The 26,284-nt window shown below is 47.1% G+C and carries 31 protein-coding genes and 1 pseudogene; 29 read left to right on the top strand and 3 right to left on the bottom strand.

What is annotated here, in order from left to right; translation table 11 throughout:
- The first annotated feature begins 20 nt into the window (after window positions 1-20).
- The 10 genes and pseudogenes from SB847_RS14235 (at window position 21) to SB847_RS14190 (ending at window position 9,942) form a co-directional block, all read left to right on the top strand.
- Window positions 21-878 (top strand): class II fructose-bisphosphate aldolase, encoded by an 858-nt coding sequence (locus SB847_RS14235; RefSeq protein ID WP_003151102.1) that lies wholly within the window; start codon window positions 21-23, stop codon window positions 876-878.
- 118 nt (window positions 879-996) lie between these two features.
- A complete protein-coding gene (gene fsa / locus SB847_RS14230; protein WP_007407613.1) occupies window positions 997-1,635 on the top strand; it encodes a fructose-6-phosphate aldolase in 639 nt (212 codons plus the stop codon).
- A 309-nt stretch (window positions 1,636-1,944) separates the two neighbouring features.
- On the top strand, window positions 1,945-3,234 hold the full coding sequence (locus tag SB847_RS14225) for a UDP-N-acetylglucosamine 1-carboxyvinyltransferase (RefSeq protein ID WP_007407612.1): 1,290 nt from the start codon (window positions 1,945-1,947) through the stop codon (window positions 3,232-3,234).
- 33 nt (window positions 3,235-3,267) lie between these two features.
- On the top strand, window positions 3,268-4,233 hold the full coding sequence (gene glpX, locus SB847_RS14220) for a class II fructose-bisphosphatase (protein WP_003151105.1): 966 nt from the start codon (window positions 3,268-3,270) through the stop codon (window positions 4,231-4,233).
- Window positions 4,234-4,434: 201 nt separating this feature from the next.
- Window positions 4,435-4,644: pseudogene (locus tag SB847_RS14215) on the top strand (hypothetical protein).
- A complete protein-coding gene (gene rho / locus SB847_RS14210) occupies window positions 4,641-5,927 on the top strand; it encodes a transcription termination factor Rho (protein ID WP_410563957.1) in 1,287 nt (428 codons plus the stop codon). The pseudogene SB847_RS14215 and the gene rho overlap by 4 nt, the downstream one beginning before the upstream one ends.
- 121 nt (window positions 5,928-6,048) lie before the next feature.
- Window positions 6,049-6,249, top strand: coding sequence for a 50S ribosomal protein L31 (rpmE, locus tag SB847_RS14205; protein ID WP_003151132.1), 201 nt, complete (start codon window positions 6,049-6,051; stop codon window positions 6,247-6,249).
- An 84-nt stretch (window positions 6,250-6,333) separates the two neighbouring features.
- The gene (locus SB847_RS14200) at window positions 6,334-6,918 is read left to right on the top strand and encodes a thymidine kinase (protein WP_007614390.1); all 585 of its coding nucleotides are present in this window, start codon (window positions 6,334-6,336) and stop codon (window positions 6,916-6,918) included.
- Between the two features lie 283 nt (window positions 6,919-7,201).
- The gene (malS, locus tag SB847_RS14195; RefSeq protein ID WP_044802909.1) at window positions 7,202-8,899 is read left to right on the top strand and encodes an oxaloacetate-decarboxylating malate dehydrogenase; all 1,698 of its coding nucleotides are present in this window, start codon (window positions 7,202-7,204) and stop codon (window positions 8,897-8,899) included.
- Window positions 8,900-8,985: 86 nt separating this feature from the next.
- Entirely contained in the window at window positions 8,986-9,942 is a 957-nt protein-coding gene (locus tag SB847_RS14190; protein ID WP_007407608.1) for an AEC family transporter, read from the top strand.
- Window positions 9,943-9,975: 33 nt separating this feature from the next.
- Here the strand turns inward: SB847_RS14190 and racA are convergent, their stop codons facing one another.
- Window positions 9,976-10,539 carry a chromosome-anchoring protein RacA gene (gene racA / locus SB847_RS14185; protein WP_029325733.1) on the bottom strand — a complete coding sequence of 188 codons (564 nt, stop codon included), beginning with the start codon at window positions 10,537-10,539 and terminating at the stop codon, window positions 9,976-9,978.
- Between the two features lie 110 nt (window positions 10,540-10,649).
- Entirely contained in the window at window positions 10,650-11,033 is a 384-nt protein-coding gene (gloA2, locus tag SB847_RS14180; RefSeq protein WP_007614387.1) for an SMU1112c/YaeR family gloxylase I-like metalloprotein, read from the bottom strand.
- Window positions 11,034-11,144: 111 nt separating this feature from the next.
- Between gloA2 and prfA the strand changes: the two genes are divergently transcribed.
- The 3 genes from prfA to SB847_RS14165 all read left to right on the top strand — a co-directional run bounded on the left by prfA (window position 11,145) and on the right by SB847_RS14165 (window position 13,426).
- Entirely contained in the window at window positions 11,145-12,215 is a 1,071-nt protein-coding gene (gene prfA / locus SB847_RS14175; protein ID WP_003151139.1) for a peptide chain release factor 1, read from the top strand.
- Between the two features lies 1 nt (window position 12,216).
- Window positions 12,217-13,077 carry a peptide chain release factor N(5)-glutamine methyltransferase gene (gene prmC / locus SB847_RS14170; protein WP_410563951.1) on the top strand — a complete coding sequence of 287 codons (861 nt, stop codon included), beginning with the start codon at window positions 12,217-12,219 and terminating at the stop codon, window positions 13,075-13,077.
- A 70-nt stretch (window positions 13,078-13,147) separates the two neighbouring features.
- Window positions 13,148-13,426: a DUF5316 family protein gene (locus SB847_RS14165; RefSeq protein WP_029325732.1), complete on the top strand. Its 279-nt coding sequence runs from the start codon at window positions 13,148-13,150 to the stop codon at window positions 13,424-13,426.
- Here SB847_RS14165 and SB847_RS14160 read toward each other — a convergent pair.
- The gene (locus SB847_RS14160) at window positions 13,413-13,787 is read right to left on the bottom strand and encodes a UPF0715 family protein (RefSeq protein ID WP_410563948.1); all 375 of its coding nucleotides are present in this window, start codon (window positions 13,785-13,787) and stop codon (window positions 13,413-13,415) included. The genes SB847_RS14165 and SB847_RS14160 overlap by 14 nt on opposite strands.
- Before the next feature lie 161 nt (window positions 13,788-13,948).
- Here SB847_RS14160 and spoIIR point away from each other — a divergent pair, with 161 nt between their 5' ends.
- The 16 genes from spoIIR (at window position 13,949) to atpG (ending at window position 26,259) form a co-directional block, all read left to right on the top strand.
- On the top strand, window positions 13,949-14,629 hold the full coding sequence (spoIIR, locus tag SB847_RS14155; RefSeq protein ID WP_308826229.1) for a stage II sporulation protein R: 681 nt from the start codon (window positions 13,949-13,951) through the stop codon (window positions 14,627-14,629).
- Between the two features lie 70 nt (window positions 14,630-14,699).
- On the top strand, window positions 14,700-15,143 hold the full coding sequence (locus tag SB847_RS14150; RefSeq protein WP_007614382.1) for a GNAT family N-acetyltransferase: 444 nt from the start codon (window positions 14,700-14,702) through the stop codon (window positions 15,141-15,143).
- Window positions 15,144-15,299: 156 nt separating this feature from the next.
- Complete coding sequence (locus SB847_RS14145; protein WP_410563944.1) at window positions 15,300-16,340, top strand: L-threonylcarbamoyladenylate synthase; 1,041 nt, start codon at window positions 15,300-15,302, stop codon at window positions 16,338-16,340.
- Window positions 16,341-16,408: 68 nt separating this feature from the next.
- A complete protein-coding gene (locus SB847_RS14140; protein ID WP_021494810.1) occupies window positions 16,409-16,966 on the top strand; it encodes a manganese efflux pump MntP in 558 nt (185 codons plus the stop codon).
- Window positions 16,967-17,039: 73 nt separating this feature from the next.
- Window positions 17,040-17,495 carry a low molecular weight protein arginine phosphatase gene (locus tag SB847_RS14135; protein ID WP_410563941.1) on the top strand — a complete coding sequence of 152 codons (456 nt, stop codon included), beginning with the start codon at window positions 17,040-17,042 and terminating at the stop codon, window positions 17,493-17,495.
- Window positions 17,496-17,628: 133 nt separating this feature from the next.
- Window positions 17,629-18,078, top strand: a complete 450-nt coding sequence (gene rpiB / locus SB847_RS14130) for a ribose 5-phosphate isomerase B (RefSeq protein ID WP_003151149.1) — start codon at window positions 17,629-17,631, stop codon at window positions 18,076-18,078.
- A 13-nt stretch (window positions 18,079-18,091) separates the two neighbouring features.
- A complete protein-coding gene (locus tag SB847_RS14125; RefSeq protein ID WP_410563937.1) occupies window positions 18,092-18,634 on the top strand; it encodes a TIGR01440 family protein in 543 nt (180 codons plus the stop codon).
- 147 nt (window positions 18,635-18,781) lie between these two features.
- On the top strand, window positions 18,782-20,029 hold the full coding sequence (gene glyA / locus SB847_RS14120; protein WP_007614376.1) for a serine hydroxymethyltransferase: 1,248 nt from the start codon (window positions 18,782-18,784) through the stop codon (window positions 20,027-20,029).
- A 134-nt stretch (window positions 20,030-20,163) separates the two neighbouring features.
- Complete coding sequence (gene upp, locus SB847_RS14115; RefSeq protein WP_003151154.1) at window positions 20,164-20,793, top strand: uracil phosphoribosyltransferase; 630 nt, start codon at window positions 20,164-20,166, stop codon at window positions 20,791-20,793.
- Between the two features lie 421 nt (window positions 20,794-21,214).
- On the top strand, window positions 21,215-21,598 hold the full coding sequence (atpI, locus tag SB847_RS14110) for an ATP synthase subunit I (protein ID WP_003151155.1): 384 nt from the start codon (window positions 21,215-21,217) through the stop codon (window positions 21,596-21,598).
- Window positions 21,599-21,605: 7 nt separating this feature from the next.
- Window positions 21,606-22,340 carry a F0F1 ATP synthase subunit A gene (atpB, locus tag SB847_RS14105; RefSeq protein ID WP_029325729.1) on the top strand — a complete coding sequence of 245 codons (735 nt, stop codon included), beginning with the start codon at window positions 21,606-21,608 and terminating at the stop codon, window positions 22,338-22,340.
- Window positions 22,341-22,385: 45 nt separating this feature from the next.
- Window positions 22,386-22,598 carry a F0F1 ATP synthase subunit C gene (atpE, locus tag SB847_RS14100; protein ID WP_003151167.1) on the top strand — a complete coding sequence of 71 codons (213 nt, stop codon included), beginning with the start codon at window positions 22,386-22,388 and terminating at the stop codon, window positions 22,596-22,598.
- Window positions 22,599-22,740: 142 nt separating this feature from the next.
- Window positions 22,741-23,253: a F0F1 ATP synthase subunit B gene (gene atpF, locus SB847_RS14095; protein ID WP_003151168.1), complete on the top strand. Its 513-nt coding sequence runs from the start codon at window positions 22,741-22,743 to the stop codon at window positions 23,251-23,253.
- Window positions 23,250-23,795 (top strand): F0F1 ATP synthase subunit delta, encoded by a 546-nt coding sequence (locus tag SB847_RS14090; protein WP_003151169.1) that lies wholly within the window; start codon window positions 23,250-23,252, stop codon window positions 23,793-23,795. Before atpF ends, SB847_RS14090 begins: the two co-directional genes overlap by 4 nt.
- Window positions 23,796-23,811: 16 nt before the next feature.
- Window positions 23,812-25,320, top strand: a complete 1,509-nt coding sequence (gene atpA / locus SB847_RS14085) for a F0F1 ATP synthase subunit alpha (protein ID WP_003151170.1) — start codon at window positions 23,812-23,814, stop codon at window positions 25,318-25,320.
- A 75-nt stretch (window positions 25,321-25,395) separates the two neighbouring features.
- A complete protein-coding gene (gene atpG, locus SB847_RS14080; protein WP_003151172.1) occupies window positions 25,396-26,259 on the top strand; it encodes an ATP synthase F1 subunit gamma in 864 nt (287 codons plus the stop codon).
- Window positions 26,260-26,284: the final 25 nt, after the last annotated feature.

Below are 26,284 nucleotides of genomic sequence, written 5' to 3'. Positions count from 1 at the left end.
ACATAAGGAGGACTTTCGACATGCCTTTAGTTTCAATGACGGAAATGTTGAATACAGCTAAAGAAAAAGGATATGCTGTTGGACAATTTAACTTAAATAACCTTGAGTTCACTCAAGCTATTTTACAAGCAGCAGAAGAGGAAAAATCCCCGGTTATTCTTGGTGTTTCAGAAGGCGCGGGACGCTACATGGGCGGCTTCAAAACAGTGGTTGCCATGGTTAAAGCTCTTATGGAAGAATACAAAGTGACAGTTCCTGTCGCCATTCACTTAGACCACGGTTCAAGCTTTGAATCTTGTGCGAAAGCGATTCATGCAGGTTTCACTTCTGTAATGATCGACGCATCTCACCACCCGTTTGAGGAAAACGTAGCAACTACAGCTAAAGTGGTTGAGCTTGCTCATTTCCACGGCGTTTCAGTTGAAGCTGAGCTTGGAACTGTAGGCGGACAGGAAGATGACGTGATCGCTGAAGGCGTAATCTATGCTGACCCTAAAGAGTGTCAAGAACTTGTAGAGCGCACTGGCATCGACTGCCTTGCACCTGCACTGGGTTCTGTTCACGGCCCTTACAAAGGCGAACCGAACCTCGGTTTCAAAGAAATGGAAGATATCGGCAAATCAACCGGCCTTCCGTTAGTACTTCACGGCGGTACAGGAATTCCGACTGCCGACATTAAAAAATCAATCTCACTTGGTACGGCTAAAATCAACGTAAACACTGAAAACCAAATTTCTTCTGCAAAAGCTGTCCGCGAAACATTGGCAGCTAAGCCGAACGAATACGATCCTCGTAAATATCTTGGACCTGCTCGTGAAGCGATCAAAGAAACGGTTATCGGCAAAATGCGTGAGTTCGGTTCTTCAAACCAAGCTTAATCCAATGTAACATCCATAAACCGCCTGACAGCATTGACAGGCGGTTTTATGTCTTACCTTTAGAAAGCGCAATCATGTTTTACAGTTCTGAAAATTTATTACTGGGGAGGCTTTCCTTATGTTATTTTTCATTGATACAGCAAACATTGACGAGATTAAAGAAGCTTATGAACTTGGCGTTCTTGCCGGAGTTACGACAAACCCTAGTTTAGTGGCGAAAGAAGCTGACGTGTCTTTCCATGACAGACTTCGTGAGATTACGGAAGTCGTGAGCGGATCAGTAAGCGCGGAAGTCATTTCCCTGAATGCTGAAGAGATGATTGAAGAAGGTAAAGAACTTGCGAAAATCGCACCGAATATCACGGTGAAAATCCCGATGACGTCTGAAGGGTTAAAAGCCGTAAAAGCGCTGAGCGACCTGAACATTAAAACAAACGTAACGCTCATCTTCAGCGCCAACCAGGCGCTTTTGGCGGCAAGAGCCGGAGCGACTTATGTATCTCCGTTCTTAGGCCGTCTGGATGACATCGGTCATAACGGTCTTGAACTGATTTCAGAAATAAGACAGATTTTTGACATTCATGATATTGATACACAAATCATCGCAGCTTCCATCCGTCATGCGCAGCACGTGACTGAAGCCGCTTTACGCGGTGCGCATATCGGTACGATGCCGCTTAAAGTCATTCACCAGCTGGCGAAACATCCGTTAACGGATAAAGGCATCGAGCAATTCTTGGCAGACTGGAATAAATAAGGGTGAAAAGGGCGGCAAACCGGTTGCATCCGTTTGCCGCACCCTTATGTTTTCCTGTTTGGCAGCGGGCCTTCAGTATCAAAGTGAAGAGTGTGTTTCCCCGGAATGTGAACCCGGCGGGCCTCTGTGCATCCTGTGTTAAAAATGCCCCGCAAAGCTTCGCTATTTTCTTCCTGTTATTTTATAATGTCCTTGTATTCTTTCTCTTCGAATTGGCTACATTTTGGACAAGAGCTTTATTTGCAGAGACAGAATAAAATGCCATTTTATTTACGCTCCGCAGCTATCTTCTTATGGAAGGAGACTATCATGGAAAAGTTGAATATTGCCGGCGGCGATCCGTTAAACGGAACCGTACATATCAGCGGTGCGAAAAACAGCGCCGTCGCATTGATACCCGCAACCATTCTGGCAAATTCCGAAGTAACGATCGAAGGGCTTCCGGAGATCTCAGATATTGAAACGCTGCGTGACCTGCTGAAAGAAATCGGCGGAAACGTCCATTTTGAAAAAGGAGAAATGGTCGTCGACCCTTCCCCGATGATCAGCATGCCGCTTCCCAACGGCAAAGTGAAAAAACTCCGTGCTTCCTATTACTTAATGGGCGCGATGCTGGGCCGCTTCAAACAGGCGGTCATCGGACTGCCGGGAGGATGCCATCTCGGGCCGCGGCCGATTGACCAGCACATCAAAGGGTTTGAAGCGCTTGGGGCGGAAGTCACCAATGAACAAGGCGCGATTTATCTGCGCGCCGAAAGGCTGAGAGGCGCACGGATTTATTTAGATGTCGTCAGCGTCGGAGCGACGATCAATATCATGCTTGCCGCTGTACTGGCTGAAGGTAAAACCGTGATAGAAAACGCCGCCAAGGAACCTGAGATTATTGATGTTGCCACATTGCTCACCAGCATGGGCGCAAAGATCAAAGGCGCGGGAACCAATGTAATCAGAATCGACGGCGTAAAAGAGCTGCACGGATGCAGGCATACGATCATTCCGGACAGAATTGAGGCGGGCACCTTTATGATCGCCGGCGCCGCGATGGGGAAAGAAGTCATTATTGATAATGTCATACCGACTCACCTGGAGTCATTAACGGCGAAGCTCAGGGAAATGGGTTTTCACATTGAGACGAGTGACGATCAGCTTCTTATGCTCGGCGGGCAGAAGCAGATAAAACCGGTCGACGTAAAAACGCTTGTTTACCCGGGATTCCCGACTGATCTTCAGCAGCCGATGACATCTCTGTTAACGAGAGCCAGCGGTACGAGCGTCGTAACCGACACCATCTACTCGGCCCGATTTAAACATATAGATGAGCTGAGACGGATGGGGGCCAACATGAAAGTGGAAGGCAGGTCGGCCATTATCACCGGTCCGGCCGAGCTTCAGGGCGCAAAAGTAAAGGCGAGCGATCTGCGTGCAGGCGCTTGTCTGGTCGTCGCCGGGCTCATGGCTGACGGCGTAACCGAAATTACCGGTCTTGAGCATTTAGACCGCGGCTACAGCAATCTTGAGAAAAAACTCGAAGGTCTGGGCGCCACAATCTGGCGGCAAAGATTGACGGACGAAGAGATAGAACAGCTCCAAAATTCATAGAAATGCGGACTTTTGAGAGGAGATCGTGTTGAAATGGAAAGAAGCTTATCGATGGAATTGGTTCGAGTCACTGAAGCGGCGGCTTTAGCATCTGCCAGATGGATGGGCCGCGGGAAAAAAGATGAAGCTGATGATGCGGCGACAAGCGCAATGCGTGACGTATTTGATACGGTGCCGATGAAAGGCACGGTCGTGATCGGGGAAGGCGAGATGGATGAAGCGCCGATGCTTTACATCGGCGAAAAGCTCGGAAACGGATACGGCCCGCGCGTCGATGTCGCCGTCGATCCTCTTGAAGGCACAAACATCGTAGCGAGCGGCGGCTGGAATGCGCTGACGGTGATCGCGGTCGCCGACCATGGAACATTGCTGAACGCCCCGGATATGTATATGGAAAAAATCGCGGTCGGTCCTGAAGCGGTAGGCTGCATCGATATCGAAGCGCCTGTCATTGATAACTTAAAAGCCGTTGCGAAAGCGAAAAACAAAGACATTGAAGATGTCGTGGCAACCATTTTAAATCGTGACAGACACGAAAAAATCATCTCTGAATTGCGTGAGGCGGGCGCCAGAATCAAACTGATCAACGACGGTGATGTCGCGGGCGCCATCAATACGGCCTTTGACCATACGGGAGTAGACATTCTCTTCGGTTCAGGCGGGGCTCCTGAAGGCGTGCTGTCTGCCGTTGCGTTAAAAGCGCTCGGCGGCGAAATCATCGGCAGGCTTCTGCCGCAAAGTGCGGAAGAGCAGGCCCGCTGTGAGCGAATGGGCCTTGATGTATCCAAAGTGCTCCGGATGGAGGACCTTGTGAGAGGGGATGACGCCATTTTTGCCGCAACGGGCGTCACGGACGGAGAGCTGCTGAAAGGCGTTCAGTTCAAAGGCTCTGTCGGTACGACTGAAAGTCTGGTCATCCGTGCGAAATCAGGAACGGTCCGATTCGTTGACGGAAGACACAGCCTGAAGAAAAAACCAAATCTTGTGATCCGGCCATAAATAGAGAAAAGCGGGACGGAAAGTCCCGCTTTTCTTTTGCAATAAAGAGTCAACCCTATCATTTATATGTCAAAGCATTATTTAAGTTGAATAATTTTTTGAAATGAGGTAAAAATAAAGAGTGCTGCGATTTTTCTGTGTCATTCCTTCTTTTGAGTACTGGGAAATTTTCAAATTCTACCGCATACAGACGATATAAATATTGATCTTCTCAAGTTTTTGTCCTCGCTTCCTTCAAAACTCATTAAGACATTCCTTTTTTAAAAAAAGCGCCGATCATGGGTGGAAGTGTTACCGATAGAAGTTCCTTAACGTTTTATAAAAGAATGTGCTTTGGCGGAATCATGCGAAGCAGCCGATTTGAATGAAAACAGCAATACATTGACTATGAAAAGCGTGGTGTTTTTATGAAAGACGTATCTATTTCCTCTTTGGAAAATATGAAATTAAAAGAACTATATGAACTGGCCAGATATTATAAAATCTCCTACTACAGCAAACTGACTAAAAAAGAATTAATCTTTGCCATTCTGAAAGCCAACGCCGAGCAGGAGGATCTTCTGTTTATGGAAGGCGTGCTCGAAATCATCCAATCGGAAGGATTCGGCTTCCTCAGACCGATTAATTACTCGCCAAGCTCAGAAGACATCTACATTTCTGCTTCCCAGATTCGCCGCTTTGATTTAAGAAACGGTGACAAAGTATCCGGCAAGGTGCGTCCGCCGAAAGAAAACGAACGCTATTACGGACTTTTGCACGTTGAAGCGGTAAACGGAGATGATCCGGAATCTGCGAAAGAGCGCGTCCATTTTCCTGCGCTGACTCCGCTTTATCCGGACCGCCAAATGGTGCTTGAGACGAAACCGAATTATCTCTCAACAAGAATTCTCGATATGATGGCTCCCGTCGGTTTCGGCCAGCGCGGTCTGATCGTGGCGCCGCCGAAAGCCGGTAAAACCATGCTGTTGAAAGAAATCGCTAACAGCATTACGACAAATCAGCCTGACGCTGAATTGATCGTTCTCTTAATTGATGAAAGACCGGAAGAAGTAACGGATATTGAACGTTCCGTAGCGGGCGATGTCGTCAGCTCCACATTCGATGAAGTGCCGGAAAATCACATTAAGGTAGCGGAGCTTGTGCTTGAACGGGCGATGCGTCTCGTTGAACACAAAAAAGACGTTATCATTCTGATGGACAGCATTACCCGCCTGGCACGGGCCTACAACCTCGTTATCCCGCCAAGCGGACGTACGCTTTCCGGCGGGATTGACCCGGCTGCGTTCCATCGTCCGAAGCGCTTTTTCGGTGCCGCGCGAAACATTGAAGAGGGCGGCAGCCTGACCATTTTGGCGACGGCGCTCGTAGACACGGGCTCCCGGATGGATGACGTCATCTATGAAGAGTTTAAAGGAACGGGCAACATGGAGCTTCACCTTGACCGTTCTCTTGCGGAAAGACGGATTTTCCCGGCGATCGATATCCGCCGCTCCGGCACACGGAAGGAAGAGCTGCTCGTGCCGAAAGAGCATCTTGACCGTCTATGGGCGATCCGCAAATCGATGTCTGATTCTCCGGACTTCGCAGAGAAGTTTATGAGAAAAATGAAAAAAACAAAAACGAATCAGGAATTCTTCGATTTGATCAACCAAGAATGGAAGCAGGCAAACCTTTCATCATCAGCCCGCCGCTGATAAAAAATGTATTTGCAAATGCAGTAAATGACTGATATAATTCTCTCATATGCGTTCCGGATTACTCCGGAATAATAACTCTGTTTCCACACGGGATTCAGGGCGGAAGGAGATGGATACAATGAAAGCAGGAATTCATCCTAATTTCAAAAAAGCAACAGTTAAATGCGCTTGCGGAAATGAATTTGAAACAGGCTCAGTAAAAGAAGAGGTACGCGTTGAGATTTGCTCTGAATGCCACCCATTCTACACTGGACGTCAAAAATTCGCTTCTGCTGATGGTCGTGTTGATCGCTTTAACAAAAAATACGGTCTTAAGTAATAATAGATTTTACAGGCAGGCAAGAATTGCTTCTTGCCTGTTTTTTATGTCCATAAACAGGAAAAAAAGGGGAGCGGATAGCCTATGTACATAATGAAGCAAAGCGGATGGCTTGAGCTGATATGCGGCAGCATGTTCTCTGGGAAATCAGAAGAGCTGATCCGCAGAGTGAAAAGAGCGACATATGCGAAGCAGGAGGTTAAGGTATTCAAACCTGCCATTGATAATCGCTACAGTGAGGAGGCTGTCGTTTCTCACAACGGCACATCCATGACAAGCCACGTCATCTCGTCTTCGGCTGAAATATGGGATCATATCAGTGAAAGCACGGACGTCATCGCGGTAGATGAAGTGCAGTTTTTCGGCGAATCGATCATCGGCGACTTATCCTCGCTTGCGGATAAAGGCTATCGTGTCATCGCGGCCGGACTTGATATGGATTTCCGGGGAGAGCCGTTCGGTGTGGTGCCGAATCTGATGGCGGTTGCCGAATCGGTGACGAAGCTGCAGGCGGTCTGCTCCGTTTGCGGGTCGCCGGCAAGCCGTACGCAGCGTTTGATTGACGGGAAGCCCGCTTCCTATGATGATCCGGTCATTTTAGTCGGCGCGTCGGAGTCATACGAAGCGAGATGCAGACATCATCACGAAGTGCCGAAAAAAACAGACTGATAAATAACCCTTTTCATGAAAACATCGGTAAAAAATCCGGTGTTTTTTTGACGTTTTTTCAAAAAATGTAGTTAAATAACTTAAAAAAGAGTATGAAAAAATTAAGTAATTTTCATCTCTTGAATTTTCATTTTTACAGGCATAAAATGACTAAGTAATGTAAATAGTTATGAGACATTGTTCGAATAATTGTCAAAAAAAGATATAGCAGATCGCGATCACACTAGCCAAAATGGGTAATTACTTAACTTTGTTAACTATTTGAAGAAAGAAGGAGATTTTCTTGAATAATATTAAAGTAACGAAGGAAGGCAACTTAGAAACTACTTTAAGAGGAAAAGAAGTTCTATCTATCCCTACTTTAAATAAAGGTGTTGCGTTTTCAGCAGAAGAAAGAAAAAGCCTTGGATTAGACGGGCTGCTTCCTCCGACAATTCTGTCTCTTGATGAGCAGGCAAAACGCGCATACGAGCAGTTTCAAGCTCAGCCGGACCGCCTTCGCCAAAACGTGTATTTGAATGATTTGCAAAACCGTAACGAAGTTCTTTTCTTTAAATTGCTTCAAAACCATCTTCGTGAAATGCTGCCGGTTGTTTACACACCGACTGTCGGTGAAGCGATTCAAGAATACAGCCATGAGTACAGAAGACCTCAAGGGATTTACCTTTCTATCGACAACGTGGAAGGAATCGAAGAGGCATTTGAAAACCTTCATGCCACTGCCGGAGATATTGATCTGATCGTTGCGACAGACTCAGAAAGCATCCTCGGAATCGGTGACTGGGGTGTAGGCGGTATCAACATCGCCATCGGTAAATTAGCGGTATACACAGCTGCTGCCGGTATTGACCCAAGCCGTGTTATTCCTGTCGTTCTTGACGTCGGTACGAACAATGAAAAACTTCTGAACGATCCTTTATACATCGGTAACCGCCATGAACGTATCCAAGGCGAACGTTACGAAGCTTTCGTTGACGCTTATGTAAAAGCTGCGCTTAAATATTTCCCTAAAGCTCTTCTTCACTGGGAAGACCTTGGAAACAAAAACGCGCGCAATATCATGAAGAAATACAACCATGAAATTCTTACATTCAACGATGACATTCAAGGAACAGGCGCGATTACGCTTGCAGGTGTGCTTGCGGCTATGAAGAAAACAGGCGCGTCTATTAAAGACCAGCGTGTGGTTGTCTTCGGTGCAGGATCTGCCGGAATCGGAATCGCTGACCAAATCCGCGATACTATGGTGCTTGCAGGTCTTTCTGAAGAAGAAGCCAACAAAGCGTTCTTCACAATGGACTACAGAGGCTTGTTAATTGAAGGTATGGAAAACATTCTTGATTTCCAAGAGCCGTACCTGCGCACAGCTGAAGAAATTAAAGATTGGAAACGCGATGAAAATGGACAAATTCCTTTCATTGAAGTGATCCGTCAAGCGAAACCGACAATCTTAATCGGTACATCAGGCCAAAGCGGCGCGTTCAGTGAAGAAATCGTCAAAGAAATGGCAAAACACGTTGAGCGTCCGGTCATCATGCCGATGTCTAACCCGACACCGCTTGCTGAAGCCGTTCCTAGCGATCTTTTCAAATGGACTGACGGCAAAGTGCTTGTGGCGACAGGAAGCCCGTTTGACAATGTAGAGTACAATGGCGTTTCTCATGAAATCGGACAATCTAACAACGCATTCGCGTTCCCTGGACTTGGTCTCGGTTCAATCGTTGTAGAAGCGAAAGTGATTACTCCTGCAATGTTTGCGGCAACTGCTGACGCAATCGCAGAAAGCGTTGATTTTGAAACACCAGGTGCAGGCCTTCTGCCGAGCATGAGCGACTTACAAGAAGTTTCAATTAAAGTTGCGATCGCCGTAGCGGAAACTGCAATTAAAGAAGGCGTGGCAAACCGCATTCCTGAAAATGTAGAACAAGCCGTTCTTGATGCAATGTGGAAACCGCAATATAAGCAAGTTGTCGCTAAATAATTTTTACGATTAATTTTACAGTCCGAGGGAAAGCTTTTATGTAAAGGCTAAAGTATACGGACATTAAGGATTTGGAGGAGAATATTTTGAGCTTCTTAGATATTTTAATCCTCCTGGCGCCGATCTTTTTCGTGATCGTGCTGGGATGGTTCGCAGGTCGCTTCGGAAGTTATGACGCGAAGTCAGCAAAAGGGGTAAGCACCTTAGTTACGAAGTACGCGCTTCCGGCGCATTTTATCGCAAGTATTTTAACCACTTCAAGAAGTGCGTTTTTATCACAGGTTCCTTTGATGGTCGCTTTGATCATTGGGATTGTCGGATTCTTTATCGTCATTCTGTTGGTTTGCAAATTTATCTTCAAATATGATTTAACGAATTCATCTGTATTTTCTTTAAACTCTGCACAGCCGACATTTGCTTTTATGGGTATTCCCGTACTAGGAAGCTTATTCGGAGCAAGCGAAGTAGCGATTCCTATCGCCGTTACGGGTATCGTGGTTAACGCCATCCTTGACCCGCTTGCGATCATTATCGCTACTGTCGGTGAGTCATCTAAGAAAAAAGACACTGAAAACGAGAACTTCTGGAAAATGACTGGTAAGTCTATTCTTCACGGTCTTTCCGAACCGCTTGCGGCTGCACCGCTTATCAGTATCATTCTGGTACTCTGCGGTGTAACACTCCCTGGCTTGGGAGAAAAAATGCTTGATCAGCTCGGAAGCACAACATCAGGTGTTGCGCTCTTCGCCGTCGGTGTAACTGTCGGTATCCGCAACATTAAGCTCAGTCTGCCGGCTTTCGGTATCGCTTTGTTAAAAGTTGCCGTTCAGCCTGCGCTGATGTACTTGATCGCTCTTGCAGTCGGACTTCCGGCTGACCAGATCACTAAAGCGGTATTGCTCGTTGCATTCCCTGGATCTGCGGTAGCGGCGATGATTGCCACACGTTTCGAAAAACAAGAGGAAGAAACTGCGTCCGCGTTCGTAATCAGTGCGATTTTATCTCTCATCTCACTGCCGATCATCATTGCGCTGACTGCATAATGAAAAGCTCCCTGTTTCAGGGAGCTTTTTTGATTAGAATTGAAATTTAAAAGGCGAAAATCTCGTTTTTTTTCTGGGTTTCTTATGTTCTGAAGAAGCGGCTGTTTCTGAGAGGGGAGCTGTCTGGGAAAGTTCCTGGATGCGGGAGGCCAATGTCTGCAATTCGGTATTGAGGTCGTCAATTTCCCGCCTGTGCTGAAGAAGCTGATAAGACACCCCTTCATCCGCCTTTTGTTTCAGCTGGCGTTCAAGCTCCTCTATCCTTGAAAGCAGATGGTTCTCACCTTGTTTCTCTTTCGTGAGAATGTCCAGTTTGCGCTCCAGCTCTGCCAATCTTTGTTCAGCGCCGCCATTGATTTTCGGACGCTGCAAAATGAAGCCCGTCCGTTTTTTCGGCTGCCGGGGCACTTGAACGTCCAGAAGGGCAGTGCCTTCAGAAATTTGCCGTTTGACCGATTTCAGCACATCAAGATCCTCAGGTGTAAAGGAATAATGTCCGAGCTCATTCCTTTCAGCCGGAAGATTCAGCTGCTTGACCCACCTTTGCACCGTTTTTGCGGAGACACCGAGCTCTTTCGCGGCCATGTTTGTATTCATGATCACATACCTCCTTTTTGCTAGGTATTCGACCATGAGGCGGCGTTCCCTTCATGTTAGACAAAACAAGAAGGAATTCGCCAAAGAAAGCGGCATTTCTTCAAAAAACGTTACGCTTCATACAATTCAAGCGGAAGCTTGTCGGGATCGAAGAAAAAGGTAAACCGTTTCCCCGTCAGCGGATCGGTTCTGATCGGTTCTGTGCCGACGCCCTTTTCCTTTAACTCCCTGACGGCTGCTTCAAGATCGTTTACGGTGAAAGCGAGATGCCGGAGACCCGCGGCTTCCGGTCTGGTCGGCCGTTCGGGCGGATCGGGAAAGGAAAACAATTCAATCGCATACGCGCCGTCCAGCGCCAGATCAAGTTTATAAGATCCGCGATCCTTTCGGTATGTTTCTTTTATAATGCCGAAACCGAGAATCTCGGTGTAAAAAGCTTTCGACTTTTCATAATCAGAGCATATGATTGCTATATGGTGGATGGATTTCAGCATATCCGCCCCTCCTTTTTTGCTTCAGTATAACAGAGGCGAATTGCTTTTGACTGGCGATAAGCCCTATACTATAATGAGAATGTTACGCACAGGAAAACAGAGGTGAAGACCGTGTTAGACCGTTTACAGTCAATTGAACAACGATACGAAAAATTAAATGAGCTTTTAAGTGATCCGGAAGTGGTCAACGATCCGAAAAAGCTTAGAGAATATTCGAAAGAGCAATCTGATATACAAGAAACCGTTGAAGTCTATAGACAATACAGAGACGCATCAGAACAGCTTGCCGATGCGAAAGCGATGCTTGAGGAAAAGCTTGATGCCGATATGAGAGAAATGGTGAAGGAAGAAATCTCCGAACTGCAGGGAGAGACGGAAACCTTATCAGAGCGTTTGAAAGTGCTCCTCATCCCGAAAGACCCGAACGATGACAAAAACGTAATCATGGAGATCCGCGGAGCAGCGGGAGGAGAAGAAGCCGCGCTGTTTGCGGGAAATCTCTACAGAATGTACTCCCGTTACGCCGAAATCCAAGGCTGGAAGACTGAAGTCATGGAAGCAAACGTGACCGGAACGGGCGGTTACAAAGAAATCATCTTTATGATTACGGGAAAAGGCGCATACTCCAAGCTGAAGTATGAAAATGGCGCGCACCGCGTACAGCGTGTTCCGGAAACGGAATCAGGCGGCCGTATTCATACATCCACGGCGACGGTGGCGTGTCTTCCTGAAGCGGAAGAAGTAGAAGTGGACATCCACGAAAAAGATATCCGCGTCGATACATTCGCATCAAGCGGACCGGGCGGACAAAGCGTAAACACGACGATGTCGGCCGTACGCCTGACGCATTTACCGACCGGTGTCGTCGTATCCTGTCAGGATGAAAAATCTCAGATAAAAAACAAAGAAAAAGCGATGAAGGTGCTCCGCGCCAGAATCTATGACAAATTCCAGCAGGAAGCTCAGGCTGAATATGATCAGACCCGTAAATCAGCCGTCGGTTCAGGCGACCGTTCCGAGCGTATCCGCACATACAATTTCCCGCAAAACCGTGTGACGGATCACCGCATCGGCCTGACGATTCAAAAGCTGGATCAAATCCTGGAAGGCAAGCTTGATGAAGTGGTTGAAGCGTTAATCGTAGAAGACCAGTCAAGCAAGCTCCAGCAGGCGGAAAATTAAGATGAAGACCGTTTTTGAAGCCCTAAGCTGGGCTTCTTCTTATTTAACCGAAGCGGGAAGAGAAAAAAACGCGGCCGAGCTGCTGCTGTTAAATGATACCGGAATGGATCGGAGCAAACTTCTCGCAAGTCTGCAGGAGCCCGTCGGCGAGGACGAGCTTTATCGATTCAGACGGCACGTGGAGATGCATAAAGAAGGTATTCCGATTCAATATATTATCGGGAAAGAACAGTTTTACGGCAGGGAATTTTTTGTGAATGACGATGTTCTCATTCCGCGTCCGGAAACGGAAGAAGTCGTCTTTCATCTGCTGGACAGACAGAAGCAAGTATTTTCCGAGTCAGAACGCCTGAACGTCATTGATATCGGTACGGGGAGCGGAGCCATTGCGGTGACGCTCGCGCTTGAATGCGGACACTTTTCAGTATCGGCTTCGGATATTTCAAAAGAAGCGCTGCAGGTGGCGGAAAGAAATGCGCAAAACCTCGGAGCGGACGTCTGTTTTTTGCAGGGAGATCTGTTAACTCCTTTTATTTCATCAGGTAAAAAAGCGGATATTATTGTTTCCAATCCGCCGTATATTTCTGAAGAAGAAATGGCGGATTTGTCGGATATCGTCCGTTTCCATGAGCCGCTTCATGCACTTACGGACGGCGGTGACGGTTTGAAATTCTACAAGCGGTTTATGGAGGAGCTGCCTCTTGTCATGAAAGATAAAGCGCTTGTCGTCTTTGAAATCGGATATAATCAGGGAAAAGCCGTGAAAGACCTGTTCCGTCATTCCTTTCCGAATGCGGAAGTGGAAGTCGTACAGGACATCAACGGAAAAGACAGAACCGTATCCGCGATCATCACATCATGAAAAAAGCCCGCCGGTGACGCACACGGCGGGCTTTTGTTACAATGGAAAGAAAATGAAAGGGGCATCCGCCTTGAAAAAAGCGTTCGCCTTCGGATGTATACTCGCCGCCGCAGCTTATGCGGCGGGGTTTGTTCTGCCGTTTGGCTTTGACATCATTTTCGGCGCCGTTACGGCTGTTCTTATCGTCACAGCGATCATCGTTTCCGGGTTGGCCGTAAGCGGAGCGGAGCAGCGGGCCAATTATCATTCTGAAACAGAAGAAGGACGGCACGCCCGTTTAAAGATGGCTGCCGTTTTCTTTTGCGCCGCTCTCCCTTCAGCCGGCTGTCTGCTGATTACGCTTCTGTAGCCTGATTTTGTCTTTGCAGCAATACGGAATCCCATACCCAATAGACGACGGCTGTTAAAACCGCAAAGATATAAAAGGCTGAATTAGAAAACAGAGATTGGCCTGACGGCTGCAAAAGACCGAAGATGATCCCGTTTGCAATGAATGACACCCCTAAATAATAAAGAAGATACAGCGGATGAAATCTCTTCGGCTTTTTATTCAGAAAGTATTGAAGCGGCAGCGCAAAAAGCAAATAAGGAAACAAAAAATAAAATGCCATCGAAATGAAAGCCGCGATAATGAATTGGTGAACATACAAAATAGAATAAATGACAGACATACATGCCGCCGACAGCAGCACGGTGTAATTATATTTCATCTGAAAACCTCCTATCAAAATAATATCGTACCATATTTTGAATCTGTCAATGCAGATTATCAGCTTGCTAGATTTTTTTTCTTCCCGCCGGTTTAAACCTTTTCCGTCATGTCCATAATGGGACTAGATAAAAAAAGCACGGAGAGGAACGGTGGGGACCGATGAAACAGACAATGATGATCTGCATATATATTTTTCTTTTATTATCAGGAGCGCTTGCGGGTTTGACAAAAGAAGAAACGGCGCGGGCATCAGCCGATGAGCCCGTCGTCATACCGGATGAAGCGATCCGGCTCAGGATTTTGGCCAACAGTGATAACGATGAGGATCAAAAGCTCAAGCGCCAGATCAGAGATGCTGTAAACAAGCAAATCACGGACTGGGTGAAAGATATCACTTCCATTGAAGAAGCGCGGCGGCTCATTCGTTCGAAGCTTCCTGAAATTAAAGAAATCGCCAAACAAACGATGAAAGAAAAGGGTGCGCATCAATCTGTTTCAGTTCAATTCAATAAAATCTCATTTCCGACAAAGCTGTACGGCAATATGGTCTATCCGGCCGGAAAATATGAAGCGATTTTAATTACACTCGGCAATGGCGAGGGCGCCAACTGGTGGTGCGTCTTGTTTCCGCCGCTGTGCTTCCTTGATTTCTCAAACGGCGAAGCGGTGAAAGATCAGGAAGACGGCGGACAGAAGCAGGAAGAAACGCAGAAACAGACTAAAAAAGTGCTGGATGACGTAAAAGCAAAGGCTGATAAAGCGAAGAAAGAAAATAAAGAAGACGATGATACAGAAGTGAAGTTTTTCCTCGTCGATTGGATTTCAGATCTATTTTCCTGAAGCAAAAGGCATAAATCCGGATTCGATTCATAGATTGGAAGAAAGAGTTGATCGAAACGGAGGGAAATATATGTTTTATCAGCTGAGAGTGGCAAGAGATCAAGATACGGAGGCGCTGGAGGCCTTTTTGAAAAAGGCTGATACGGCACATGCGGAAATCGATCAGCAGATCAGCCGTTTTATCGTGCTGGAAGACAGCGAAAAAAAGATTGCCGCCTGTCTCGGGATCGAAAAATTCAGCGGCGGAAAAGGGCTTCTCCGTTCACTCGTCATGTCGGACAGGCTGAATCAAAGCCATATCGTTACACTGTTTCAAAGTATGGATGTGCTGTGCAAAAAACATGAGATTCAAGATGTCTACTTAGTCGCCAATCAGCCCTCATCTGCTGAGTTTCTGAATGTGATGGGATTTGAAGCGTGCGCCGATGCGCCTGATGAACTGTATACGTCCGAACATTTCCGCAACTCGTTATGCACAGAAGGTTCGTTTTTAATGGTGAAAACCTCTGCCTGATCTAACTTATACACAAGGTTATCCACTTATTAAAAAGTGTTGTCCACAGTTTGTGGATAACACTTGTTTTATTAAAGGACATCTTTTATACTTTCAAAAGGAATACACGAGAGAAAATAAAGTTTTACCGCTTTAAAATAAGGAGTTTGGTTATACATGAAAACAAAAAGATGGTTTGTGGATTGTTCCGCAGAATTATCCACAACCGATCCCCAGATTACACAAGCCGCGGAATTGCTCCGGCAGAATGAGGTTGTGGCTTTTCCGACAGAAACCGTTTACGGACTGGGCGCTAACGCTGAAAATACGGAAGCCGTAACCAAAATATATGAGGCGAAGGGAAGGCCGAGCGATAACCCGCTGATTGTGCATATATCCCATATCAGCCAGCTTGATCGTTTTATCAGCCATATTCCTGATACGGCGAAAAAGCTTATGAAGCTATTCTGGCCGGGGGCGCTGACCCTTGTCCTGCCGTGTAAGCCCGGTGTGCTGTCACCCCGTGTCACCGCGGGACTTGAGACGGTAGCGGTCAGAATGCCTGATCATCCGGCAGCATTAGCCCTCATCAGCTCGGCCGGACTGCCGATCGCCGCGCCGAGCGCCAATTTATCAGGAAAACCGAGCCCGACGAAGGCCGAGCATGTAGCTCATGATTTAAACGGCCGCATTGCCGGTATTGTGGACGGCGGCGCGACGGGAATCGGAGTGGAATCAACCGTTCTGTCCTGTACGGGGAAACAGCCCGTGCTGCTTCGTCCGGGCGGCGTGACAAAAGAGCAGATTGAATCTGCCGCCGGTCCGGTTCTTGTGGATAAAGGACTGACCGAAGAAGATGAGGTTCCTATTTCTCCCGGTATGAAATATACACATTACGCGCCTTCTGCCCCGATGGCTATTGCCGAGGGCGGCGCCCGGAGAATTCAAGAACTGGCAGACGTATATAAAAGCCGGGGAAAACGAATCGGCATTTTGACAACAGAAGAGAACGCCGATAGTTACCAGGCTGATTATATCAAGGTCTGCGGCAGACGCGCCGACCTTGAAACAGTGGCATCCGCCTTATACGATGCGCTCCGCAGCTTTGATGAAGCGGAAGTGGACATGATTATTTCTGAGTCCTTTCCGGATACCGGAGTGGGGCTCGCCGTGATGAACAGGCTGATGAAAGCCGCAGGCGGCACCGTTATCCATTAACTTGTTCTACCCCTTATCGGACATGCATAAGCTAAACAAGCGGGCACGTCCAAGGGGGTTTTTATTTCATGTCGAATCTATTCATCGGGGAACTTGTCTCCTTAAGCATCATGGCATTTGCTTTGGGGACGGATGCCTTTTCCGTCGGACTCGGAATGGGAATGATTCAGCTGAAGAAAAAACAGATTTTTCATATAGGGGTTGTCATCGGGCTGTTTCATGTCATGATGCCGCTTGTGGGAATGGCGGCCGGGCATCTGCTGTCCGGTTTTTTGGGGATGCTCGCCGTTTACATCGGCGGATCTCTTCTTTTCATTTTAGGGGTGCAGATGATCATCGCCGCGTTTAAACAATCAGACGGGCCGCTCATATCTCCGGCAGGCTCGGGACTGTTGCTGTTTGCGGTCGGTGTCAGTCTGGACAGCTTTTCTGTCGGGCTCAGTCTCGGGATGAACGGCTCCAATCCGTTTCTGGCCGTTACGCTGTTCGGGGTCTTCAGCACCGTTTTAACATGGGCGGGCCTTTTGGCGGGAAGAAAGGTGCAGTCGTGGCTCGGCTCCTACAGCGAAGCGCTTGGCGGAGCCATTTTGATCGGATTCGGGCTGAAACTGCTTTTACCGATATAAGATACGTAAAAAAAGAAACGAAGATGCCGTTTCTTTTTTCTTCATTTATAATAGGCAGTAAGAGGTGACGGACATGAAAATAATCTTTGTATGTACAGGCAATACGTGCCGCAGTCCCATGGCTGAGGCTCTTTTTAAATCCATTGCAGAAACGAAAGGGCTGGATGTCAGCGTAAGCTCGGCCGGCGTATTCGCGTCTCCGCACGGAAAAGCGTCGGCCTATGCCGTAGAAGCGCTGTTTGAAAAACGGATCGCTCTCAATCACAGTTCATCTCCCTTATCGGAAGAACATATCGAGACGGCTGATCTGGTGCTGGCGATGACGGAACAGCACAAACAGCTGATTGAAGGCCGATATCAAAACAGTCAGGGCAAAGTCTTTACCATTAAAGAATACGTAACGGGGGAAAGCGGCGATATCTCTGACCCGTTCGGCGGTCCGCTTGATGTTTATAAACAGACGCGGGACGAACTGGAGGAGCTGCTGACCCTTTTGGCTGATCAATTGCTTGACGGAAAAAGCAAGTAATCTGTCAGAAAATCTGCAAACAGGTCATTTGCAAAACGAATGTGAAAGAGTAGAATGAAATCAACGGATTTCGTAATAAAAAGGACAAGCACACTGGGCTGTCTTCGCCCAGCCACACCTAGGAGGTAAATGAATGAAAGTAGCTATTGCGTCAGATCACGGCGGCGTCCATATCCGCGAAGAAATAAAAAGTCTTTTGGATGAATTGCAGATTGAATACATTGATATGGGCTGTGAATGCGGCGCCGGCTCTGTCGATTATTCAGATTACGCTTTTCCGGTAGCGGAAAAAGTGGTGAACGGCGAAGCTGACAGGGGAATTTTAATTTGCGGCACAGGCATCGGCATGAGTATCTCCGCAAATAAGGTAAAGGGCATACGCTGTGCGCTTGCCCATGACACCTTCAGCGCAAAAGCGACGCGTGAACACAATGACACGAATGTTCTTGCGATGGGCGAACGCGTCATCGGCCCGGGGCTGGCGCGCGAAATCGCAAAAGTCTGGCTGACGACTGAATTTACGGGCGGCCGTCACGAACGGCGGATCGGCAAAATCGCAGATTACGAAGAAAAAAATCTGTAAGAGGTGCTGGACAATGGAAGAGATGAAGCAAAAATGGACGGACATGCTGACTGAGTTTCAAGAGCAGGCAGGACTGACGGACGGCAGTCTGCTGGTGATCGGGTGCAGTACAAGTGAAGCCGCCGGAAGCCGGATCGGCACCGCCGGAAGCGGGGATTGGGCTGAATTGATATACGGCGGACTTAACCGGTTTAAGGAAAAAACGGGTGTGCATCTTGCTTTTCAATGCTGCGAGCATTTAAACAGGGCGCTTGTCATTGAAGCGGAAACGGCCGAGCGGTTCAGGCTCCCCATTGTTTCAGCCGTCCCCGTCCCGAATGCGGGCGGAGCGATGGCCTCTTATGCATACCGGCAGATGCGTTCTCCCGTGCTCGCCGAATCGATTCAGGCTGACGCCGGGATTGACATCGGTGATACGTTCATCGGCATGCATCTGAAACCCGTTGCCGTCCCTGTCCGGATATCAAGCCGTGAGCTTGGAGAAGCACATGTGACGATGGCCCGCACAAGACCGAAGCTGATAGGCGGGATTCGCGCCGTTTATGAATGCGAATGATGAAAATACTTTTCCTGTATAATGTTCGTGTTTTCTAATTAAATTTTGTGATTTTTTTAAATAAGCTGTTACATTCACCTGAAAAACCATGTACAATAAGGGTGGTAAAAATAAAGAACAGGAAACGGATAGGAGAGGATCTCGCTGATGAAACATTTACCTGTACAAGACAAACAAGTGTTTAACGCCATCAAAGATGAGCGTAAGCGTCAACAGACTAAGATCGAATTAATTGCTTCTGAAAACTTCGTGACGGAAGCGGTAATGGAAGCACAAGGCTCTGTTTTAACAAACAAATATGCTGAAGGCTACCCCGGCAAACGCTACTACGGCGGCTGTGAGCATGTTGATGTCGTCGAGGACATCGCCCGCGACCGCGCGAAAGAGATTTTCGGAGCTGAGCATGTAAACGTTCAGCCGCACTCAGGCGCTCAAGCGAACATGGCTGTTTACTTCACGATTTTAGAGCACGGCGACACGGTGCTCGGGATGAACCTCTCCCACGGCGGCCACTTAACACACGGAAGCCCGGTTAATTTCAGCGGCGTTCAATACAACTTTGTAGAATACGGTGTCGATAAAGACACGCAATATATAGATTATGAAGATGTGCGTGAAAAAGCGCTGGCGCATAAGCCGAAACTCATCGTTGCCGGAGCGAGCGCGTACCCCCGCACGATCGACTTTAAAAAATTCCGCGAAATCGCTGATGAAGTCGGCGCTTACTTCATGGTAGACATGGCGCATATCGCGGGTCTTGTCGCAGCCGGTCTTCATCCGAATCCGGTTCCTTACGCTGACTTTGTAACGACAACGACTCACAAAACACTTCGCGGACCCCGCGGAGGAATGATCCTTTGCCGTGAAGAGTTCGGCAAAAAGATTGATAAATCCATTTTCCCGGGAATCCAAGGCGGACCGCTTATGCATGTCATCGCGGCCAAAGCCGTTTCTTTCGGAGAAGTGCTTGAAGATGATTTCAAAACATATGCGCAAAACGTCATCTCGAACGCGAAGCGCCTGGCTGAGTCTCTGAACAAAGAGGGCATTCAGCTCGTATCAGGCGGAACGGATAACCACCTTGTGCTTGTCGACCTCCGTTCTCTCGGTCTGACCGGAAAAGTCGCTGAACACGTTCTTGATGAAATCGGCATTACATCTAATAAAAACGCGATCCCTTACGATCCGGAAAAACCGTTCGTCACAAGCGGAATCCGTCTCGGTACGGCAGCTGTGACAAGCCGCGGCTTTGACGGTGACGCGCTTGAAGAAGTCGGCGCCATCATCGGCCTCGCACTGAAAAATCATGAAGACGAAGCAAAACTTGAAGAAGCGAGACAGCGCGTATCTGCCTTGACTGAAAAGTTTCCTTTATATAAAGAACTGGACTATTAATAAGGAAGAAACCCGCCGGAACCTTAATCCGGCGGTTTTTTTTATGATTTTCTTGAAACTGTTTGTCTTTTTCTGTAGAATCAATAGAAGTGTGAAAAAGTCACTCGGACAACAAAAAAGGAGCTGAACACAGTATGGGAAAGGTTTACGTATTTGATCATCCTTTAATCCAGCATAAGCTGACATATATTCGGAATGAAAATACAGGCACAAAGGATTTCAGAGACCTTGTGGACGAAGTCGCGTCACTGATGGCGTTTGAAATTACACGTGATCTTCCTCTTAAAGAAGTGGAAGTGAAAACACCTGTTCAAACAGCGACATCCAAAGTGATTTCAGGGAAGAAACTCGGTATCGTGCCGATCCTGAGAGCGGGTCTCGGAATGGTTGACGGCATGCTGAAATTAATCCCGGCCGCTAAAGTGGGACATGTCGGATTATACCGTGATCCGGAAACCTTAAAACCGGTGGAATACTATGTCAAGCTTCCTTCTGATGTAGAAGAACGCGAATTTATTGTCGTGGATCCGATGCTTGCTACGGGAGGTTCTGCGGTGGAAGCGATAAACAGCCTGAAAAAGCGCGGCGCGAGAAACATTCGTTTTATGTGTCTTGTAGCGGCTCCGGAAGGCGTGGAAGAGCTGCAGAAACATCACTCTGACGTTGATATTTATATCGCCGCCCTTGATGAAAAACTGAATGAAAAAGGCTATATCGTTCCGGGCCTCGGTGACGCGGGTGACAGACTGTACGGAACCAAATAAATCGGAAAACCTCATTCAGGGGGTTTTCTTTTTTTATCCAGATATTTGCTGAATGGGCAGACTTCATACATTTATAGGTGAATTTGTGAACATTCTGTGTATGCTTTCGGTATAAAAAGTTTTTTAACTTTAAACAGATTGACACATGTTAGGGGCTATTGTATGCTAAACGAGGGTATTATGAGAAGGTTTTCATTCCTTTCATTTCTAGTATCCATCCTCATTTTAAATCCTCCAAAAAACCCGTTATATGAGGATTTATCTAAGCGAATGAAACAGCATCCCGTGGCATCAGGAGGATGAGTGGTTTTTTCGAACAGGCCGTTTTGCGGGACAAAAAAAGGCCTTCTGCAAAGGGTTAACCGCATGTTTTGCCGTATCCAGGAATTATATTACATTTTCATCAGGAGACAGATAGTTGATGGACGATCCCAATCTTACATTCAGCAGACAACGGAGATATGTATTTGTGATCTTAGCAATCTATTTGCTGGGATATGGTCTTACGGCGTATAAAACTGTTTTTCTAGGCCTCTTTTTGGGAACTGTTTTCAGTTTGTTTAATTTGTGGCTCTTGACCAGAAGAATGAATGCTTTTGACAAGGCCGTGGCGAAAGGAAAGTCCATACGATCACTCGGGAGCGCAGCGCGTTGGTGCAATGCGATACTTGCGATGGCTGTCGCCTTTAAATATCCCGATAAAGTCAGTGTGGCAAGTGTGATTATTGGATTAATGACAATTTATCCCGTCATTATGATAGATTCCATTATTCAGCTCAAACGTTCATCAATGGAAGAGAGGTGAAAACCCATTGAATCACGATTACAGAACTATGGATTTGTTTGGTCTTACTTTTAATCTGACAAACATTCTGATGATTACTGTGGCAAGTGTGATTGTGCTGCTGATTGCGATTCTCACTACGAGAACGCTGTCCATCCGTCCAGGAAAAGCCCAGAACTTCATGGAATGGATTGTTGATTTTGTCCGCAATATTATAGGCAGCACAATGGATTTAAAAACAGGGGCTAACTTCTTGGCGCTTGGTGTAACCTTGCTGATGTACATATTTGTATCAAATATGCTGGGGCTGCCGTTTTCTGTAACGGTCGGACACGAGCTTTGGTGGAAATCACCGACGGCCGATCCGGCTATTACTCTGACTCTAGCCGTTATGGTTGTGTCGTTAACGCACTATTACGGCGTGAAGATGAAAGGTTTGAAGGAATACTCTAAGGATTACCTCAGACCGGTTCCGCTTATGTTCCCGATGAAGATCATTGAGGAGTTTGCGAATACGCTGACACTCGGACTTCGTCTTTACGGTAACATTTTCGCCGGGGAAATTCTTCTTGGCCTGCTTGCGAATCTGGCGACGAATTTCTACTCAAACAGCTTCTTTCTCGGTTTGGTCGGCACAGTCGGAGCCATTCTTCCGATGCTTGCATGGCAGGCGTTCAGCTTGTTCATCGGTACCATCCAGGCATTTATCTTTACGATGCTGACGATGGTGTACATGTCACACAAAATCAGTCATGATCATTAAAATCATATATCCATTCGGATAACATTTTAAAGGAGGAACTTTTTCATGAATTTAATAGCAGCTGCAATTGCAATCGGTTTAGGTGCACTTGGTGCAGGTATTGGTAACGGTCTGATCGTTTCACGTACGGTAGAGGGAATTGCCCGTCAGCCGGAAGCAGGAAAAGAACTTAGAACTCTTATGTTCATGGGTATCGCATTGGTTGAGGCCCTTCCGATTATCGCTGTCGTTATCGCGTTCTTAGCGTTCTTTGGCTAAGCAAAAAAGCCTTATATGAACTAAAAATGGCGAAGATCACTCTAAGAGAACCTTCGCCATTGCTTTATGTCTGATAAGCACGCCGTCCCGAAACGGCTTTTTATCAGAAGAGAAAACCTGCAGAAGGGAGTTGCCGTAGTAGATGTCTCAATTACCTCTTGAATTAGGACTGTCGTTTAACGGCGGAGATATCCTATTCCAATTGTTAGCTATGTTAGTTTTATTAGCGCTTCTCAAGAAATTCGCTCTTGGACCGCTATTAAATATAATGAAACAGCGTGAAGATCATATCGCCGGCGAAATTACGTCCGCTGAAGAAAGAAATAAAGAAGCGCAGAAGCTGATTGAAGAGCAGCGCGTTCTTTTAAAAGAAGCGAAACAGGAATCACAATCACTCATTGAAAATGCGAAAAAACTGGGTGAAAAGCAGAAGGAAGACATTATCCAGGCTGCACGCGCCGAGTCTGAAAGATTGAAAGAAGCAGCGAGAACCGAAATTGTTAAAGAAAAAGAACAAGCGGTTTCCGCACTTCGCGAGCAAGTCGCATCACTTTCTGTCTTAATCGCATCGAAAGTGATTGAAAAAGAGCTTGATGAACAAGCCCAGGAACAACTGATTCAGGACTATCTTAAAGAGGTAGGAGAAAGCCGATGAGTGGATCTGCTGTCTCTAAACGATACGCGTCAGCGCTTTTCGACATTGCCGTTGAGACTTCTCAAATCAATGAAATCGAAGAAGAGCTTACCGTACTAAAAGAAGTGTTCCGGAACGAAGCCGGATTACAGGAAGTGTTAAGCCATCCGAAGGTATCGGCCGCTAAGAAAAAAGAGCTGATTCAGCAATCGTTCGGCGCACTGTCTGAGTCTGTGCTGCATACGATTTTTCTTCTGATTGACCGCCGCCGGTCTTCGATTGTGCCTGATCTCACAGACGAGTTTATCAAACTTGCCAATCAGGCCCGTCAGACAGAGGACGCGGTTGTTTATTCAGTAAAACCGCTGTCAGAAGCGGAAATGTTATCATTGTCTCAAGTGTTTGCAAAAAAAGCCGGAATCGCTTCGCTCAGAATCAGAAATGAAGTGCAGACGGATTTAATAGGCGGCATTAAAGTCCGCATTGGAAACCGGATATATGACGGAAGCGTGAGCGGAAAGCTTGAGCGCATGGAACGTCAACTTGCCGGAGGAAATCGATAGAAGGGGTGAAACCTAAGTGAGCATCAAAGCTGAAGAGATTAGCACGCTGATAAAGCAGCAAATTCAAAATTACCAATCTGAAATTGAAGTTCATGACGTAGGTACAGTCATCCAAGTCGGAGACGGTATTGCGCGTGTGCACGGCCTTGACAATTGTATGGCCGGTGAACTTGTTGAGTTTTCAAACGGCGTTTTGGGTATGGCTCAAAACCTTGAAGAATCCAACGTAGGTATCGTTATCTTAGGACCTTACAGAGATATCCGTGAAGGTGATGAGGTCAAAAGAACGGGCCGCATCATGGAAGTTCCTGTAGGTGAAGAATTAATCGGACGTATCGTCAACCCGCTCGGACAGCCGGTAGACGGACTGGGTCCGATTCTGACAAGCAAAACACGTCCGATCGAAAGCCAGGCTCCAGGCGTAATGGACCGTAAATCGGTACATGAGCCGCTGCAAACGGGTATCAAAGCGATCGACGCGTTAATTCCGATCGGCCGCGGACAGCGTGAGCTGATTATCGGTGACCGTCAGACAGGTAAAACATCTGTTGCGATTGATACAATCTTAAACCAAAAAGATCAAGACATGATCTGTGTGTACGTAGCGATCGGTCAAAAAGAATCTACAGTGCGCGGCGTGGTGGAAACACTTCGTAAGCATGGCGCGCTTGATTACACGATTGTCGTGACGGCGTCCGCTTCACAGCCGGCTCCGCTTCTGTACCTTGCACCGTATGCAGGGGTGACAATGGGTGAAGAATTCATGTACAACGGCAAGCACGTTCTCGTCGTATATGATGATTTATCCAAACAAGCGGCCGCTTACCGTGAGCTGTCATTGCTTCTTCGCCGTCCGCCGGGCCGTGAAGCATTCCCTGGGGATGTATTCTATCTTCACTCCCGTCTGCTTGAGCGCGCAGCCAAGCTGAGTGACGCTAAAGGCGCAGGATCAATTACGGCGCTGCCGTTCGTCGAAACACAAGCAGGAGATATCTCCGCTTATATCCCGACAAACGTCATTTCCATTACTGACGGACAGATTTTCCTTCAATCCGACCTATTCTTCTCAGGCGTGCGTCCTGCGATCAATGCCGGATTATCCGTATCCCGTGTCGGCGGATCAGCCCAAATCAAAGCGATGAAAAAGGTAGCTGGAACATTGCGTCTTGACCTGGCTTCATACCGTGAACTTGAAGCGTTCGCCCAATTCGGATCTGATCTTGACCAGGCGACTCAGGCGAAACTGAACCGCGGTGCGCGTACAGTTGAAGTGCTGAAACAAGACTTGAATAAACCGCTCCCGGTTGAAAAACAGGTAGCCATTCTTTATGCGCTGACAAAAGGATATCTTGATGATATTCCGGTTGCGGATATCAGACGTTTTGAAGAAGAGTACTACATGTACCTTGATCAAAACCATAAAGATCTGCTTGACGGCATTGCGAAAACAGGAAACCTTCCTGCTGATGAAGACTTCAAAGCTGCAATCGAAGGCTTCAAACGCACATTTGCACCAAGCAACTAACCCTTAGAAGATGAGAGAAAAAGGTTCTCTTTTTCTCTCTTTTTACGCAAATGAAGAATAAAGGTGGTGAAATCTTTGGCCTCATTACGCGATATTAAGTCAAGGATCACGTCAACGAAAAAAACAAGCCAGATTACAAAAGCCATGCAGATGGTATCCGCTGCGAAGCTGAACCGTGCGGAAACCAACGCAAAGTCATTTGCTCCGTATATGGATAAGATCCAGGAGGTTGTGTTTAACGTCGGAAAAGGCGCGAAAAACGCGAAACACCCGATGCTTGTCTCAAGAGAAGTGAAAAAGACGGCGTATCTCGTCATTACGTCTGACCGCGGGCTTGCGGGTGCGTTTAACAGTTCGGTTTTGCGAAACGCTTACCGCACCATTCAAGAACGCCATCAGTCTAAAGATGAATACACGGTGATTGCAATCGGCAGAGTCGGCCGCGATTTCTTCAAAAAACGGGAGATGCCGATTTTGTCTGAGTTAGTGGGGCTTGGCGACGAGGTCACTTTTGCTCAGATTAAAGATTTGACCCGTCAGACGGTTCAAATGTTTATCGACGGCGCTTTTGATGAACTGCATTTGGTGTATAACCATTTCGTCAGTGCGATTTCACAGGAAGTGACGGAGAAAAAAGTGCTGCCTTTAACGGATTTCGGAACGAGCGGCGGGAAGCGCACGGCTTCTTACGAGTTCGAACCGGATGAAGAAGAGGTGCTCGAAGTGCTGCTTCCTCAATATGCGGAAAGCTTAATTTACGGCGCGCTTCTTGACAGTAAAGCAAGTGAACACGCTGCGAGAATGACAGCAATGAAAAATGCGACGGATAATGCGAAAGAACTCATTGATTCACTTTCGCTTTCATATAACCGCGCGCGTCAAGCGGCGATTACACAAGAAATTACCGAAATTGTCGGCGGTGCAGCCGCTTTAGAATAGAAAGATTTTGTCAGGAGGGATAGCG

It is taken from the genome of Bacillus sp. SIMBA_026 (assembly GCF_046535335.1).
Classification (GTDB): domain Bacteria; phylum Bacillota; class Bacilli; order Bacillales; family Bacillaceae; genus Bacillus; species Bacillus velezensis.
Note: the sequence above shows the minus strand (reverse complement) of the source record. Positions and strands in the feature narration are given on the sequence as shown.